Genomic DNA, 16,512 nt, shown 5'->3' with positions numbered 1-16,512 from the left:
CCGAGCGCCGCCCGCACGGCAATCCGGCCGCAGCGCCGCGCGCAGGGCTTTGCTCGTCCCGCGCGCTCGGCTATGCGGAGGCTCATGGCGCTCCATCCCCTCGCGGGCCGCAAAGCCCCGCCCGACGTGCTGATCGATCCGGACAAGCTGCGCGCGCAGTACTACAGCGAGAGCCCCGACCCGGGCGATCCGCAGCAGCGCGTCGCCTTCGGCACCTCCGGCCACCGCGGCTCGGCCGCGCGGCGCAGCTTCAACGAGGCGCACGTCCTCGCTGTCGCCCAGGCCATCTGCGAGTACCGCGCGAGGCAGGGCACGACCGGCTCGCTCTACCTCGGCATGGACACGCACGCGCTCTCCGAGCCGGCGCAGCGCTCCGTCATCGAGGTCTTCGCCGCCAACGGCGTCGACGTGATCTTCGCCGAGCACAACGGCGTCACGCCCACGCCTGTCATCTCGCACGCGATCCTCACCCAGAACCGCGGGCGCACCTCGGGGCTCGCGGACGGCGTGGTGATCACGCCGTCGCACAACCCGCCCGACGACGGCGGCATCAAGTACAACCCGCCGAACGGCGGGCCCGCGGACACCGTCGTCACCGGCTGGATCGAGGACCGCGCCAACGAGCTGCTCCGCGGCGGCAACGCGGGCGTGAAGCGCATCCCCTACGAGTCCGCGCTGCGCGCGCCGACGACGCACCCGTACGATTACATCGGCTCCTACGTCGCCGATCTCGGCAACGTCGTGGACCTCGAGGCCGTGCGCGGCGCGAAGCTTCGCATCGGCGTCGACCCGCTCGGCGGCTCGAACATCGCGTACTGGGGGCCGATCGCCGAGAAGTTCGGGCTGGATCTGACGGTGGTGAACAAGGCCGTCGATCCCACCTTCAGCTTCATGCCCCTCGATCACGACGGCAAGATCCGCATGGACTGCTCGTCGCCCTACGCGATGGCGAACCTCATCGCGCTCAAGGACGACTACGACCTCGCGTTCGGCAACGACGCCGACTCGGATCGCCACGGCATCGTCACGCGCAGCGCCGGGCTGATGAACCCGAACCATTACCTCGCGGTGGCAATCTTCTACCTGTACCAGAACCGCCCGCACTGGCGGTCTGACGCGGCGGTGGGCAAGACGCTCGTCTCGAGCAGCATGATCGACAGGGTGGCGAAGCACCTCGGCAGGCCGCTGCGCGAGGTGCCTGTCGGCTTCAAGTGGTTCGTCGACGGGCTGCTCGACGGCTCGCTCGGCTTCGGCGGCGAGGAGAGCGCGGGGGCCTCGTTCCTGCGGCGCAACGGGCAGGTGTGGTCGACGGACAAGGACGGCATCATCCTCGACCTGCTCGCCGCCGAGATCCTCGCCCGCACGGGCCGCGACCCCGGCGAGCACTACCGCGACCTGACCGAGCGCTTCGGCGCGCCGCTCTACACGCGCATCGACGCGCCGGCCACGCCGGGCGAGAAGAGCGTGCTCAAGAAGCTCTCCCCCGAGGCGGTGCGCGCCACGACCCTGGCGGGCGAGCCGATCGCCGCGAAGCTCACCCGCGCGCCCGGCAACGGCGGCGAGATCGGCGGGCTCAAGGTCGTCGCCGAGAACGGCTGGTTCGCCGCGCGGCCCTCGGGCACCGAGGACGTCTACAAGATCTACGCGGAGAGCTTCAAGGACCAGGCGCACCTCGATCGCGTGCTCGACGAGGCGCGCGCGATCGTCGCCGACGCCCTGTCGGCGAAGTGAGCTCTGGCGCGCCCCACGCCGCGCGTGCCGCGCGCCGTGGGGCGCGGCGCCAGCTCAGAACAGCGAGAGCTGCCGCTTCGCGCCTGTCATCGCGTCGAAGTCGGGCCCGCCCAGCCATCGCAGCACCGAGTCCGCGATCGGCTTGAGCTGCTGCGACACGTAATGGTCGTAATCCGGCGGCGCCGTCGTCTGGCCGACCGGCTCGGGCCCCGCCCGCGTGATCACGTAGGCCACGATCCGCCCCGCGTCGCCGGTCAGCTTGCGCGCCGCCTTGACGTGCGGCGGCGTCGTCTTCGTGTACGCGCCGAGCGGCTTCCGGAGCGCCTTCTTGTAGACGAGCTCCGCGTCGAAGCGGCCCGCGCGCAGCTCCGTCACGAAGGTCCGGACGAAGTCCTCGACCGGGCGATCGTGGAACACCCGATCGAGCAGCTCCCGCTGGAAGCGCCGCGCGACGGCGCTCGCGTCGCGCCGGACCGCCTCGAGGCCGACGATCTCGAGCGTGTCGTCCTCCCCGGCGACAAGGCCCGCATACCGCTTCTTGCTGCCCTGCGCGGCGCCGCGCAGCTCGGGCAGGAGGAAGCGCGCATAGACCTTCTCGAACTCGAGCTCCAGCCGGCTCTCGCACCCGAAGGTCCTCCCGATCTCGGCGGCGACGGAGGCCGCGACGGCGTCGCGGAGCTCCTCGGCGCGGGCGAGCGCGCGCGCGGCGTCCGGCTCGCCGATATCGACGAAGAGCGAGTCGGTGTCGCCATAGAGGACCCGGTGCCCGGCCCTCCGCACCGCCTCCGCCGTCAGCCGGATGACGCGCTGGCCGGCGCTCGTGATCGCGTTCGCGACGGCCGGTGAGAACAGGCGCGACGCCTGGGAGCCGAGCACGCCGAAGAGCGAGTTCATGAGGATCTTGACGGCCATCGCGCCCCGCTCGTCGCCCGCCCGCCGCGCGTCGGCCCGCTCGTCCCAGAGGCGCGCGACGAGCTCGGGGAGGATGCCCGGCTCGCCGCGCCGGAACGCCGCGCCACCCGGCGTCACGATGAGCGCCTCGGGCGGCGCGCCGTCCCCGGCGACGAACGTCAGCGGGTCGATGTTGAAGGTGCGAATGAGGCTCGGATAGAGGCTCTTGTAATCGTACACGACGATGTTGCGGTACAGCCCGGGCACCGGCTCGAGCACAAGGCCGCCGGCGATCTCGACCTCTCCGTCGGGCGCCTCGCTCGACACCGACGGCGCGACCTTGCCGCGGGCGCGGAGCGCCGGCAGGTACAGCGAGTCGATCGCGGCGATCTGCGCGCCCACGCGGTCGAGCTGCATGCCGGTGAGCAGGCTCCTCCGCACCGAGAGCTCGACGAGCCCGGTCTTGGCCAGCAGATCCCGGACGAGGCGGGCGTCCTCGAGGTTGTACGCCGCGAGCGTCGCCGGGTCGTCGCGGTACGACGCCTCGATCTGCGCGCCCCGGTCGTCGGACCCGAACAGCTTGCCGCGCCCGAGGATCGTCTGCGCCGCGGTCTCGAGGCGGTAATCGTCGAGGCGCATGAAGGCGCTGCGGAGCAGCGCGAGGCCGTCGAGCACCACGCGCCCCTGGAGGATGGCGCGCGCCTCGCGCGTGAAGCCCGGGTCGCGCAGGATCGCGATCTCGTCGGAGCCCCGCCCGAGCGCGCACGGCAGCCCGGCGCGCCGGCAATAGCGCTGGAGCGCGGGCAGATCGAAGTCCGGGATGTTCCAGCCGGTGAGGACGTCCGGATCGGCCTCGGCGACGTGCTCGAGGAATCGCTCGAGGACCGCCCGCTCGTCGGGGAGTTGCTCGACGTACCCGGGCAGGCCGCCGGGCACGGGCTCGTCCCGGACGAGGAGGCAGCGCTCGCCGCCTGCGCCTGCGAGGCCGATGCAAAAGAGCTGCTCGCCGTCGAGGCTCGTCTCGATATCGAGCGACAGCACGCGCAGCTCCGGGACGAATGTCGCGGGGACGAGCTCGGGGTTGCGGTACACGCGCCCGACGCCGGGGCGGAGCTCGAACGGCCCGGAGACAGCGAATGCCCCGCGGATGCCGCGATCGATGAGGAAGCGGTAGGCGAAGCGCACGTCCGCCTCGAGGCAGTCGGCGCCGGCCTCGCCGAGCCTGTCGCGCAGCGCCGCGGCGTCCCGGGGCAGCGCCGCGTCGACGCGCAGGACCGGCTCTCCGTCGAGCGTCTCGAGCGCCGCGGGGGAGACCCGGTTGCCCGCGATCCGCCGCGCGATGTCCTCGTCGCGCGCGCGAACGAAGAAATACGGCCTGAACCTGTCCTCGATGACGAGCGCCGGCGCGCCGTCCTCCATGACAGCGTAGAGATGGATTTCCGGGCATCCGGAGACGACCCGGTACGTGGGCGTGAGGATGAAGCCGCGGTCAGGCATGGTCGAGCGCGTGAGCGCCTCCGGACGAGCTCATCGCCAGCGTGCGGGGCGGACGGCTCCGCGCCGAACCCCACTTGACCACCGGGGCCGGCCTCCCGCAAGCCCTCTCTCTCCCGTGGCGACGGGGAACTCCGGGGATCGCGCGCGCTCCGGGTGCCGCGTCGCCGCCGGAGAGAGCGTCTTTCGCGGAGGCGGCCTCGACTCCGCGGTTCCCTGCGCCCGACGGGGAGGCGTCGGCCCTTGACGCGAGGCCCTGAGGCGCCGCGCCGCCGGTCCGCCCGGGTGCGCGGCGACTGCCCTCCTCGCGCCTCGTCGCGCGCCGAGATGAGCAGCGCGGTCCCGCCGATTCCGTCGAGAGCGGGTCCGCCGATTGCTTAACAGCTCCGACGTAGTGATCCGCGGGCATCCATGGATTCCTCCGTGAATCGCTCCGCGGAAACCAGGGAAGGGAAACACCCATGATGCGCCATCATTTCAAGCATCGCCTCGCGGTGCTCGCCGCGCTCGCCGCGAGCGTCGTTGGCAGCTCTGCGCACGCGTCTGGCCGGGGCGGCTACGCCCAGCAGCGCGCGCAGCTCTCTCCGCAGCAGCAGGTGAGCCAGCAGCAGGTGAGTCAGCAGCAGGTGGGCCAGCAGCAGACGCGCCCGCAGCGCCCGCAAATCCAGGGTTCGGACGGCGCGCTCGCGGCGGTGATCTCGGCCTCGAACCAGCTCGAGATCACCCAGGCGATGATCGGGCGCAGGCAGGCGCGGTCGCGCGAGGTCAAGGACTTCGCGCGGGAGATGCTGGAGTCCCACAGCCAGTCGGAGCGCCGTCTGGGCGCGCTCCTCGTGCGTCTCCGGATCAAGATGGAGCCGACGCGGGTGAGCTCGATGCTCGTCGGTCATTCCTCTCTTGTCGCCGCCTACCTCCGCCGCCGGCCAGCCAGGGAGTTCGACCAGGCGTTCATGGCCACGCAGGTGATGACGCACCGCTACACCCTCCGGATGCTGGACGAGCAGCTCATCCCGAAGGCGAGGAATGAGTCCCTGAAGCAGGAGCTCCAGCGCATGCGCGGCGAGGTGGTCACCCACCTGGCGCGCGCGCGGTCGATCCAGGCCTCCCTGGCCAAGCAGCAGACCGCCTCCGAGCAAGGCCGCTAGCGCGCCCCGGTCCACCCCCCCACCACCGCAGGTCCCCGGCGAGGGAGCTCGCCGGGGGTCGGGCGCCTCAGGGGGCGAACACAGCCCGCATGCACCCCTGCGCGCGCTCCTCGAACAGCCTGTATCCTCGCGGCCCGTCGTCCAGGCACATCCTGTGCGTCACGAGGTACGACGGATCGATGCCCCCCCGCTGCATGAGATCGAGCATCCTCGGGATGTACCGCGGCCCGTGCTGCTGGCCTGTCCTCACGATGAGCCCCTTGTTCATGAGCGCGCCGAGCGGGATCTTGTCGGCGAACCCGGAATAGACGCCGATGATCGACACCGTACCTCCCTTGCGGCACGCCATGATCGCCTCGCGCAGCACGAGCGGCCGGTCGTTCTGCAGCCGCATCGCCTGCTTCACCCGGTCGACCGCGTGCTGCAGGCCCGCGCCGTCGGCCTCCATGCCCACCGCGTCGATGCAGGCGTCGGGTCCGCGCCCGCCCGTCATCTCGCCGAGCGCCTCCAGCACGTCGACCTCGTCGCGATTCAGGACGTCGGCCCCGCCGTGCGCCTTCGCCATCGCCAGGCGATCCGGGATCCGGTCGATCGCGATGACGCGCTCGGCGCCGAGGAGATAGGCGCTCTTGATCGCCATCTGACCCACGCCGCCGCACCCCCACACGGCCACGACCTGGCCCGGGCGGATATCGCAGAGCTCGGCCCCCATGTAGCCCGTCGTGAGCGCGTCGGACGCGAACAGCGCGCTCTCGTCGCGCACCCCGTCAGGCACCTTGAACGCGCCGTGATCCGCGAACGGCACGCGCACGTACTCCGCGTGGCTCCCCGCGAACCCGCCGAACGCGTGCGAGTAGCCGAAGATCGCCGCCGTCGTGTCCCCGAACACCCGATCCTCCACCGCGTGGTGCGGGTTCGAGTTGTCGCAGAGCGACCACAGCTCGCTCTGACAATACACGCATTGTCCACACCCGATGATCGACGACACAACGACCCGGTCGCCCCGCCGGACCTTCTTCACGTCGGCGCCTGTCTCCACGACCTCGCCGAGGAACTCGTGCCCGAGGATGTCGCCCGCCTTCATGGTCGGGACGTACCCGTGGAGCAGGTGCAGGTCCGAGCCGCAGACAGACGAGAGCGAGACGCGGACGATCGCGTCCTGCGGGCTGAGGATCCTCGGCTCGGGCACCGACTCCGCGACGACGTCATTCACCCCGTTCCAGCAGATCGCTCGCATGGTCACGTCCTTTCACGGCCTGTCCGGCCGGACGGTTGCCCCACCGTCGTCGGGATCTCGCCGATCTCGATCCATTGCCTCAGCCGCCGCATGTCCCCCCGAAGCCGCCGCCTGGGCAGCTCCGCCATCAGCCTGGCGGCCGCGCGCGCGATGGCCCCTCTCGGCCGCACGCCCGGCAACACGGCCTTGATCTCCGTGCCCCGCTCTCCCGGCGCGCCCACGAGCGACACGAGCCCTGTCCTCCCCCGCGCGCGCCCGCCCGGGCCCGCCGCCCAGATCGCGGCGTCTCCCTCGCCCGCGCCCATCTCCACGCTCCCGACACCCTGCGTGAAGCGCCGGACGCCCTCGGCGTCGTGCAGCGCGCGCAGCACCGCCGCGCGCGGCCTGCTCACCGTGAGGCTGCTCGCGACCCGCGGCTCCGGCACCCCGAGCGCCCGCAGCACCGGCGCCGCGATCTCGGCCCCGAGCGCCGGCCGCTCCTCGGACAGCCCGGTGATCCGCCCGTAGACGCGGTAGGCCGCCGTCTCCACGCGGCTCCAGAGCCGCCGCGCGACGCCTCTGCTCGCCGGCAGCGGCGCGCACGCCGCGCGCTGCCCTGCCGCGGACACCTGCCCTCCCGGCGAGGCCGCCTCCCGCGGCGCCGGGGGCGCGCCCTCGCTCCCGCCCCGCGCCCGGTCCGCGGCCTGCTCCCCCCGCTGCGTGGCCTGCTCCCCCCGCTGCGCGGCCGCGCGCGCGCGCTGGACAGCCTTCGCTCTTCCCATCTTTCCTCCTTCGAGCCTCGTCCCGAGTGCCCGCGAAGGCGTATTGCAATCAGACGGCCACTCACGATGGTCCAGCCGCTCACGTCCAACGACGCTCCGCGCGCTCCATCGTCGCTGCGGGCGACCACAACCAGGACTTCACCGCGAAAGCGCGCTCCGCGGCGCTCGAGGAGCAAGGTGGATTGCAGTGAGGAGAGAAGAAGGTTGCGATGACTGAACTTCCAGGCGATACTCGGCGCGCCAGGACGCTCTTCAGCTTCAATCACATGATGTCCGGCATAAGGCGACTCCTGATTAGCCTACGTGTACATACGGAGATACGAACGTATGAAGAATAGAATTTTCCTGCATGGCTTGAACCTGGTGCTCTGTGGTCTGGCGATTGCGGCGTTCGCGGCCTGCGGCGACGACGGCAACGAGGGATCCGGGGGCGCGGGCGGCGGCACCGCCAGCGGCGCCACAACGGGCACCGGGGACGCGACGTCGGCCTCCTCGGGGACGACGGACCCCACCACCACGACCTCCTCGACGTCGGCCTCGACGACCTCCGCGACGACGGGCACGGGCGGTGGCCCGCAGTCGCTCGAGATGATCGACGACATGGAGGACAACGACAACGCCATCAACGCCGCCGGCGGCCGGGTCGGGTACTGGTACACCTTCAATGACGAGACGGAGGGCGCCACGCAGCAGCCTCCGCCCGATCCGGAGGGCACCGGCGAGACGCCGTTCACGATGACGGAGCTGGCGCCGGCGCGCGGGCAGAGCACCTACGCGGCGCGCTCGTGGGGGTCCGGCTTCACGACGTGGGGCGCCGGCTTCGGCTTCGATCTGAACAGCCCCGAGGGGGCCAAGGCGGCGTATGACGCCTCGGCGTACACGGGCATCACGCTCTGGGCCAAGGGCACCACGAGCGCGACCGTCATGATCTCGGACCCGGGTACGGATCCGGAGGGCGGTGTCTGCACGGACGAGTGCGACAAGTGGCAAAAGTCGCTCCCCCTCACCGCGGAGTGGCAGCAGTTCACCATTCCCTTCGCGGACCTGAAGCAGGGCGGCTGGGGTACTCCGGCGGGCACGACCGCGATCGACGCGTCGAAGCTCTACTCGATCCAGTTCCAGGTCGGCGTCGACGACCCCGAGTTCGACGTCTACATCGACGATCTCGCCTTCTACAACTGAGCGCCCCCGCGCCTCCTCCCGGGGCCCTCGCGCCGAGGGCCCTCATCCACTCTGCGCCTGCCGCGTCTCCCGGCCAGCCCCGGCCACGGCCCGGGCCGCGCGGCCCGTGTCTGCCCCCACGAAATAAGTGCTTGCATCTCGGGCGCGCCCCGGGTAAACGTGGCCGCGCGTCGCACCCGCTCCCACGCAAATGTCTCTCCTCGAGCTCGCATCGATAACGAAGCAGTTCCCGGGCGTGAAGGCCCTCGACGGTGTGTCGTTCGACCTCCGGGAGGGCGAGATACACGCCCTCTGCGGCGAGAACGGCGCAGGCAAGAGCACCCTCATCAAGACCCTGTGCGGCTACTACCCGGCCGGCACGTACGGCGGCGAGATCCGCCTGAACGGCCGTGTCGTCGAGTTCAGCAGCATGCGCAGCGCCGAGGAGCACCGGATCGCGCTGATCGCGCAGGAGCTCGCGCTCGTCCCCGAGCTCACGATCGCCGAGAACCTGATGCTCGGGCGCGAGCCGGTCCGCGGGGGGCTCATCGACTGGGACGCGGTGCGGACCGAGGCGCGCAAGGCGCTCGAGCGCGTTGGGCTCGACGTCGACCCGGAGCGCCCGATCAAGGACCTCGGCATCGGCCAGCAGCAGATGGTCGAGATCGCGAAGGCGCTGCTCAAGGACGCGAAGATCCTCGTCCTCGACGAGCCCACGGCGGCGCTCACCGACTCCGGCGTGAGGACGCTGCTCCGCCTGCTCGACGACCTGCGCGCCCGCGGCGTCTCCTGCATCTACATCAGCCACCGTCTCGAGGAGGTCTTCGAGATCGCCGACCGCATCACGGTGCTCCGGGACGGCAAGTCGATCACGACGCAGTCGAGGGCCGAGCTCACGCCCGACAAGGTCATCTCGTACATGGTCGGCCGGGAGGTGACGAACCTCTATCCCTGCCCGCCGCCGCCGGACGGCCCGGTCGCGCTCTCGGTCGAGCGCTGGTCGGTCGAGGACGCCGGGCACCCCGGCCGGTTCGTCCTTCGAGACGTGAGCTTCCAGGTGCGCGCCGGCGAGGTGCTGGGCATCGGCGGCCTCATGGGCGCCGGGCGCACCGCGCTGGTCTCGACGCTCTTCGGCGCGGCCACGAGCCGCGTCACGGGCTCGCTCTCGGTGCGCGGCGGGCCCGCCACGACGCCGTTCACGTCGCCCTCGCAGGCGATCGCCGCGGGCATCGCGCTCGTCAGCGAGGATCGCAAGCGGTACGGCCTCGTCCTCGAGGGGACGCTGCTCGACAACGTCACGCTCGCGACCCTGCGGCGGTTCGTGAAGGGGCTCTTCCTCGATCACGCCGAGCGGGAGGCCACGGCGATCGAGCAGATGAGGGCGCTCAGGACGAAGGCGCCGGGGCCGCTCGCCCTCGCGAACCAGCTCTCTGGCGGCAATCAGCAGAAGATCGTGATCGGCAAATGGCTGATGACGGGGCCGCGCGTGCTCCTGCTCGACGAGCCGACGCGGGGGATCGACGTCGGCGCGAAGGCGGAGATCTATCAGCTCATCCACAAGCTCGCGGCGGACGGGCTGGCGGTCGTGCTCGTCTCCTCCGATCTGCCGGAGCTGCTCGGCATGAGCCACCGCGTGCTGGTCCTCACCCAGGGAAGGATGACCGCCTGTCTTGATCGGCAGGACGCCACGGCCGAGCGCGTGATGGCCGCAGCAACGAGGAAGGTGACGGAATGAGCGAGGCCAAGCTTCGCGTGCGTATCCCCTGGCGTGCCCTCTCGATGGTGGGCTCCCTCATCGCGATCTGGGTCGCCTTCTCGATCACGACGGACGGGACGTTCGTGACGCCGCGCAACCTGACGCTGCTCGCGCGGCAGATGTCGGTGACCTCGATCCTGGCCGTCGGCATGGTGATGGTCATCGTCGCGGGCCAGATCGATCTCTCGGTCGGCGCGCTGGCCGGCCTGCTCGGCGCCGCGTCGGCGATGATCTACGTGAACCTCGGCTGGCCGCTCCCTGCCGCGTTCCTCTTGCCGCTCGTGCTCGGCGCGGTGCTCGGCTTCGTGCAGGGCGCGCTCGTGGCGCGCCTGCGCATTCCACCGTTCATCGTCACGCTCGGCGGGATGCTGATATTCCAGGGCGCGATCCTCGGCACCACGGGCGGCGTGTCCGTCTCGCCGGCGCGTCCTTATCTGTTCGTCGGTCAGGCGTACGTGCCGCACGCGCTCGGCTGGGCGGGCGCCGGGCTCCTCTGCGTGGTGCTGCTCTACAAGGCCGTGCGCGCGACCGGCCCGGCGCGCCTCCCGTGGATAGGGCTCGCCGTGTTCACGATCGCCTTCGCCGCCCTGATGAACGCGTACCAGGGTGTCCCGTTCCCTGTGCTCCTCGTGCTCGTGCTCGCGGCCGCGTTCACGGTGCTGGCGAAGCACACAGCGTTCGGCCGGCACCTCTACGCGATCGGCGGCAACCGCGAGGCGGCCTTCTACTCCGGCATCAACATCGATCGTCACCTCATCGCCGTGTTCACGCTGATGGGCGTGATGGCGGGCATCGCGGGCATCGTCCTCACCGCCCGCGTCGGCTCCGCGACGTCGGACGCCGGCCGCATGATGGAGCTCGACGCCATCGCCGCCGCCGTCATCGGCGGCACGTCGCTCCTCGGCGGTCAGGGCACGATCTGGGGCGCCCTGCTCGGCGCGCTGGTGATGGCCTCGCTCGACAACGGCATGAGCCTGATGAACACCGAGAGCTTCTGGCAGCCGATCATCAAGGGCATCATCCTCATCCTCGCCGTCGGCATCGACATGGCGAGCCGCAAGGGGCGAGGCCACTGAGGCGTCGTCCGCTGGACAGAGTCCATGGCGGTGCTCCGACGAGGAGCTGAGCCGCCGGGGCCCCCGAGGACGCCAGGGAGATCGCTTCTCCTGGCGTCCTCGGCGCTTTGTGCGCGCCTAGAACTTCATGCCCGAGTTGATGCGGAGGGTGGTCATGCCGTGCTCGCCCAACCCGAAGCCCATGGGCTCATCGATCGGGATGAGGATCCCGACCCGCGTGAAGAGCTCGAAGGTCGACATATCCCAGTTCACGAAGGGCTCCAGCGCGACCTGCGCCATGTCCGGCTCGGTGAGGAGAAACGCCTCCTGGACCCGCAGCCCGACGCCGAACCCCTGGTATCCAAGCTGCAGCTCGTTGCCTTGCTCCACGACAAGCTCGGTCGAGTCGCTGCCGAGCGAGAGCGCGAGCGAGGCCGCGAGCTCGGTGCGGAGCTCGACGATCTCCTTGAACTGCATCTCGGCGCCGCCGCGTAGGCGCAGCGGCAGGTGGTTCAGGAAGGTCCGGTGCGTATCGAAGAACGCTCGCGTCAACAGGGCCACGTCCGCGACCTCGAGCTCCCGCGCGTTGGCCCCCCAGGTGAGCGGCAGAGACATCGACGCCCCGGCATACACGACGAGCTCGGGGAGCAGCTTCCTGGCGAGGTGGCCGCCGGCCGTCAGATTGCCCACCAGGAACACCGATCGGGTGTCCCTGGTGCTCTGGCCGTGTTTCAGCATGGGAGCCTGTCCGAGGACGAGCGGGAGCCAGGCCTCGACGTAAGCTCCCTCCGCGAGCGCGACCTGACCGCCGAGGCTCACGACGCTGACAAGGGCCCGCGCGATTTGCCCGTACTGGTCGAGGTACCCTTTCCGACTGAGCACATCGACCTCGCCGGACATCCGGTTCGTCATCGATCTTGCCCAGACGCCCTTGTCCGCCCATGCCGACTCGGCGCGGGCGCGTGGGCTGACGGAGAGCGTTAGGGCGAGGGCCGCGAGGGCGGCCGCTGCGGTGCGCATGCGCCGAGCTTATCCAGATTTTCGGTCGGAGTCCCGCGACGCGCGCCCCCTCCACGCATCCAATCGCCACCTGCGCACGGCGAGATCGGGCAGGAAGATGGGGAGGACGCATGGCCGAACAAGGCAAGAAGGGCGGGAGCCCGGGGATCAGCGCGCACAGCAAGATCGATAGCCTGGAACCTCACCGCGAGGACCTGACCGGCACGGTCCTCTCGACCGACCAGGGCATCCGGATCGACAGCACCGACGACTCGCTCAAGGCAGGGGCCAGGGGGCCGACGCTCCTCGAGGATTTTCACCTGCGCGAGAAAATTACGCACTTCGATCATGAGCGCATCCCGGAGCGCGTCGTCCACGCGCGCGGGTCGGGGGCGCACGGGTACTTCCAGGTCTACGAGTCGATGGCCGAGTACACGAGGGCGGCGTTCCTGCAGGATCCGAGCGTCAGGACGCCTGTCTTCGTGCGGTTCTCCACCGTTGTCGGCTCGCGCGGATCGGCGGATACGGTCCGCGACGTGCGCGGCTTCGCGACGAAGTTCTACACGCCCGAGGGGAATTTCGACCTCGTCGGCAACAACATCCCGGTCTTCTTCATTCAGGACGGCATCAAGTTCCCCGACGTCATCCACGCGATCAAGCCGGAGCCGGACCGGGAGATCCCGCAGGCCTCCTCCGCGCACGACACGTTCTGGGACTTCATCTCGCTGATGCCGGAGTCGACCCACATGATCATGTGGGTGCTCTCGGATCGCGCGATCCCGCGGAGCTTCCGCATGATGGAGGGCTTCGGCGTCCACACCTTCCGCTTCGTCAACGCGCAGGGCAAATCGCGCTTCGTCAAGCTGCACTGGAAGCCGCTGCTCGGCGTGCACTCCCACGTCTGGGACGAGGCGCAGGAGCTCGCCGGCAGGGACCCGGACTACCACCGCCGCGACCTCTGGGACGCGATCGAGCGGGGGGATCACCCCGAGTACGAGCTCGGCGTGCAGATCATCGAGGAAGAGGACGAGTTCGCCTTCGACTTCGATCTGCTCGACGCGACGAAGATCGTGCCCGAGGAGCTCGTGCCGGTGCGCCGCATCGGCAAGCTGACGCTGAACCGCAACCCGGACAACTTCTTCGCCGAGACCGAGCAGGTCGCGTTCCACACGGCGAACATCGTGCCCGGGATCGACTTCACCGATGATCCGCTGCTCCACGTCCGGAACTTCTCGTACCTCGACACCCAGCTCTTGCGGCTCGGCGGCCCGAACTTCCCGCAGATCCCGATCAACCGCCCGCTGGCTCCGGTGCACAACCAGAACCAGGACGGCTTCATGCAGCAGCGGATCAAGCAGGGTCGGGCGCACTACCTGCCGAACTCGCTCGCAGGCGGCTGTCCGATGACGGCGTCGTGGGAGTCGGGCGCCTTCGTGCACCACGCCGAGCGGGTCCTCGGGCTGAAGGCGCGCCTGCGGAGCGACACCTTCAAGGATCACATCACCCAGGCGAGGCTCTTCTGGAACAGCCTCTCGGCGCCCGAGAAGAAGCACCTGATCCGCGCCGCGCGCTTCGAGCTCGGCAAAGTCGCGACGCGGGAAATCCGCGAGCGCATGGTCGCGCGGCTCGGCGAGGTCGACGCCGACCTCGGCAGGCTGGTGGCCGAGGCGATCGGCGTCGCCGCGCCCGCGGGCCAGCCCCAGGTGCCCTCGAAGGGCACGGCGACGGGCAAGCGCTCGGTGGGCGCCTCGCCGGCGCTCAGCATGGAGAACACGGTGAAGGACACGGTGAAGAGCCGGCTCGTCGCCGTGCTCGCGGCCGACGGGTTCAGCGCCGCCGAGCTCGCGGCGGTGAAGGCGGCGCTCGAGGCGGCCGGGGCGCACGCGCAGGTGGTGTCGACGCGCCTCGGGACGATCCACGGCGATGACGGCAGCGCGGTGGAGGCGGAGAGGTCGCTGCTCACGGCGAGGTCCGTCATGTTCGACGCTGTCTACGTCCCCGGCGGGCGCGCCAGCGTCGAGGCGCTCGCGGCGACGGGCGAGGCCGTCCAGTTCGTCAACGAGGCCTTCAAGCATTGCAAGGCGATCGGGGCGACGGGCGACGGCGTGGCGCTCCTCTCGTCGTCGCCCCTCCAGGGCGTGGCGCTGGCCGGCGCGTCGGGCGCAGGGCCGCTCGTCTCCGACAAGGGCGTCGTCACGCTGCGCGACCCCGCGGGGCTCGTGCCGTTCAGCCACGAGCTGCTCCGGGCGATCGCGCAGCACCGCCACTGGGATCGCGAGGACGTCGCGCAGATCTAGCTAGGGCGCCCCGAGCTCCGCGATCTCCTGCTCGAGCTGCTCCCACTCCGCCATGAGCGCGTCGATCTTCGGGCCGAGCGCCTCCTCCTCGGCATTGAGCGCCGCGATCTCCGCCTTGCTCGTGCGCTCGAAGAACCCGTCGCTGCAGTACAGGTCGTGGATCGCCTTCTTCCGCGCCTCCGCCGCCTCGATGGCCGCGAGCACCTTGTCGCGCCGCGCCGGCAGCTCCTTCTGCCGGTTGCGCCGCCGCTTCTGCTCCTCCCAGGAGCCGCCCGCCTCCGGCGCCGCCGCCGCCCGCTGGTGCTCGCGCTTCGCCCTGAGCACCACCGTGTCGGCGTCGAGGTGATCGTCGCCGCAGCCGGCCAGGTACTCCTCGTACGTGCCGGGGAAATCGCGCGGGCCCGTCGGCGTGACCTCGAGGATGCGCGTCGCCAGCTCGGACACGAAGAAGCGATCGTGCGAGACGAAGATCACCGTCCCCTCGAACGCCTTGAGCCCCTCGACGAGCCCGTGGATCGCCTCGAGATCGAGGTGGTTCGTCGGCTCGTCGAGCACGAGCACGTTGGGCCGCTCCACGATGATCCGGCAGAAGATGAGCCGCGCCGCCTCGCCGCCGGAGAGCGAGCCGACGCTCTTCTCCACCTCGTCGCCCGAGAACAGCGCCTTGCCGAGCTGGCCGCGGACGTAGCTCGGCGACTCGTCGGGGCACGCCGCCCAGAGGAAGGAGAGCGGCGTCATCGACCCGTCGACGAGCAGCTCGCGGTGGTCCTGCGCGAAGTAGCCCACGCGGGCCTCGTGCCCCCACGACGCGCCGCCGGCGTCGGCCTGCAGCCGGCCCACGAGGATCTTGAGCAGGGTCGACTTGCCGAGCCCGTTCGGCCCGATGACAGCGACCCGCTCGCCCCGCCGCACCGACAGCGACACGTCGCGCAGCACCTGCTTCGCGCCGTACGCCTTCGAGATCCCCCGCGCCTCGAGCACGTCGCGCCCGCTCGGCCGCTGGACGGCGAACCGGAACGCCGGCGTGCGCCGCGACGTGTCGGCGAGCTCCTCGACCTCGATCTTCTCGATCTGCTTGAGCCGGCTCTGCGCCTGGCGCGCCTTGGTCGCCTTGGCGCCGAACCGCTCCACGAACGCCCGCTTGTCGGCGATGATCTTCTCCGCGCGCGCGATCTCGGCCTGCTTGCGCTCGCGGATCGCCTGCTTCTCGACGACGAAGGCGGCGTAGTTGCCCGTGTAGAGCGTGATCGTCTCGTAGTCGACGTCGAGGATGTGCGTCGCGACGTTGTCGAGGAAGCGCTGGTCGTGGGAGATGACGACAGCGCAGCCCTTGTAGCCGGCGAGGAACTTCTCGAGCCAGCGGATCGAGAGGATGTCGAGGTGGTTCGTGGGCTCGTCGAGCAGCAGCACGTCCGAGCCGCCGAGGAGCACCTGCGCGAGGAGCACGCGCAGCTTGAAGCCGCCCGACAGCGTGGAGAGCGGCCGCCGGTGCGCCTCCACCGGGATGCCGAGCCCCTCGAGGACGGCGCTCGCGCGCGCCTCCAGCGTGTAGCCGTCGTGGGCGCGGATGCGGTCCTCCAGGTCGGCGACCCGGCCGGGATCGCCGCCGCCGCCGTCCTCGGCGAGGCGGCGCGACTCGACGAGCGCCTCCCACACGACGCGATCGCCCATCATCGCGAGATCCAGGATGATCTGGTCGTCGCTGAGGAACCGGTCCTGCCGGAGCACGCCCACGCGGGCGTCCTTGGGGATGCTGACGTTCCCCTCGGTCGCCGGCTCGTCGCCGGCAACGATCTTGAGGAAGGTGGTCTTGCCCGAGCCGTTGGCGCCCACGAGGCCGTAGCGGGAGCCCGCGTTCAGCTTGAGCGAGACGCGCTCGAAGAGGGTCCGATCACCGAAGGATTTCGCGAGGTTCGATGTTCCGAGCATGGCGCTGTGGGGGGCTCTTGTCGCGCGGCGCGGCGGCGCCCGGGAGGCGGCGCGGC

Annotated in this window: 11 protein-coding genes; 6 read left to right on the top strand and 5 right to left on the bottom strand. The window is 70.7% G+C overall.

The features are described 5' to 3' along the window. Positions 1 to 84 precede the first annotated feature (84 nt). Positions 85 to 1,731 (top strand): phosphoglucomutase (alpha-D-glucose-1,6-bisphosphate-dependent), encoded by a 1,647-nt coding sequence (gene pgm / locus WMF42_RS28840; RefSeq protein WP_061611765.1) that lies wholly within the window; start codon positions 85 to 87, stop codon positions 1,729 to 1,731. Between the two features lie 54 nt (positions 1,732 to 1,785). Here the strand turns inward: pgm and WMF42_RS28835 are convergent, their stop codons facing one another. Further along, positions 1,786 to 4,119 (bottom strand): DNA polymerase II, encoded by a 2,334-nt coding sequence (locus WMF42_RS28835; RefSeq protein ID WP_437686127.1) that lies wholly within the window; start codon positions 4,117 to 4,119, stop codon positions 1,786 to 1,788. Between the two features lie 458 nt (positions 4,120 to 4,577). Between WMF42_RS28835 and WMF42_RS28830 the strand changes: the two genes are divergently transcribed. Next, the gene (locus tag WMF42_RS28830) at positions 4,578 to 5,261 is read left to right on the top strand and encodes a DUF4142 domain-containing protein (RefSeq protein ID WP_061611757.1); all 684 of its coding nucleotides are present in this window, start codon (positions 4,578 to 4,580) and stop codon (positions 5,259 to 5,261) included. 67 nt (positions 5,262 to 5,328) lie between these two features. On the opposite strand, the gene WMF42_RS28825 is transcribed toward WMF42_RS28830, so the two are convergent. Further along, positions 5,329 to 6,498, bottom strand: coding sequence for a zinc-dependent alcohol dehydrogenase (locus tag WMF42_RS28825; protein ID WP_437686126.1), 1,170 nt, complete (start codon positions 6,496 to 6,498; stop codon positions 5,329 to 5,331). A gap of 2 nt (positions 6,499 to 6,500) precedes the next feature. Then, entirely contained in the window at positions 6,501 to 7,259 is a 759-nt protein-coding gene (locus WMF42_RS28820; RefSeq protein ID WP_437686124.1) for a hypothetical protein, read from the bottom strand. 327 nt (positions 7,260 to 7,586) lie between these two features. Here WMF42_RS28820 and WMF42_RS28815 point away from each other — a divergent pair, with 327 nt between their 5' ends. The 3 genes from WMF42_RS28815 (at position 7,587) to WMF42_RS28805 (ending at position 11,252) form a co-directional block, all read left to right on the top strand. Further along, positions 7,587 to 8,441, top strand: a complete 855-nt coding sequence (locus tag WMF42_RS28815; protein WP_437686122.1) for a hypothetical protein — start codon at positions 7,587 to 7,589, stop codon at positions 8,439 to 8,441. 190 nt (positions 8,442 to 8,631) lie between these two features. Next, positions 8,632 to 10,155 (top strand): sugar ABC transporter ATP-binding protein, encoded by a 1,524-nt coding sequence (locus tag WMF42_RS28810; protein ID WP_061611754.1) that lies wholly within the window; start codon positions 8,632 to 8,634, stop codon positions 10,153 to 10,155. Next, positions 10,152 to 11,252, top strand: coding sequence for a sugar ABC transporter permease (locus WMF42_RS28805; RefSeq protein ID WP_061611753.1), 1,101 nt, complete (start codon positions 10,152 to 10,154; stop codon positions 11,250 to 11,252). Before WMF42_RS28810 ends, WMF42_RS28805 begins: the two co-directional genes overlap by 4 nt. A 117-nt stretch (positions 11,253 to 11,369) precedes the next feature. Here WMF42_RS28805 and WMF42_RS28800 read toward each other — a convergent pair whose 3' ends face one another. After that, entirely contained in the window at positions 11,370 to 12,143 is a 774-nt protein-coding gene (locus WMF42_RS28800) for a hypothetical protein (protein WP_061611752.1), read from the bottom strand. A 218-nt stretch (positions 12,144 to 12,361) separates the two neighbouring features. On the opposite strand from WMF42_RS28800, the gene WMF42_RS28795 reads away from it, so the two are divergent. After that, entirely contained in the window at positions 12,362 to 14,527 is a 2,166-nt protein-coding gene (locus WMF42_RS28795) for a catalase (RefSeq protein WP_061611751.1), read from the top strand. Here WMF42_RS28795 and WMF42_RS28790 read toward each other — a convergent pair whose 3' ends face one another. Then, on the bottom strand, positions 14,528 to 16,456 hold the full coding sequence (locus WMF42_RS28790; RefSeq protein ID WP_437686118.1) for an ABC-F family ATP-binding cassette domain-containing protein: 1,929 nt from the start codon (positions 16,454 to 16,456) through the stop codon (positions 14,528 to 14,530). Between the last annotated feature and the right edge of the window lie 56 nt (positions 16,457 to 16,512).

The organism is Sorangium sp. So ce176, assembly GCF_051519835.1.
GTDB classification, from domain to species: Bacteria; Myxococcota_A; Polyangia; order Polyangiales; family Polyangiaceae; genus Sorangium; species Sorangium cellulosum_G.
The sequence above is the reverse complement of the archived record's forward strand: the minus strand, read 5'-3'. Positions and strand labels throughout refer to the sequence as shown.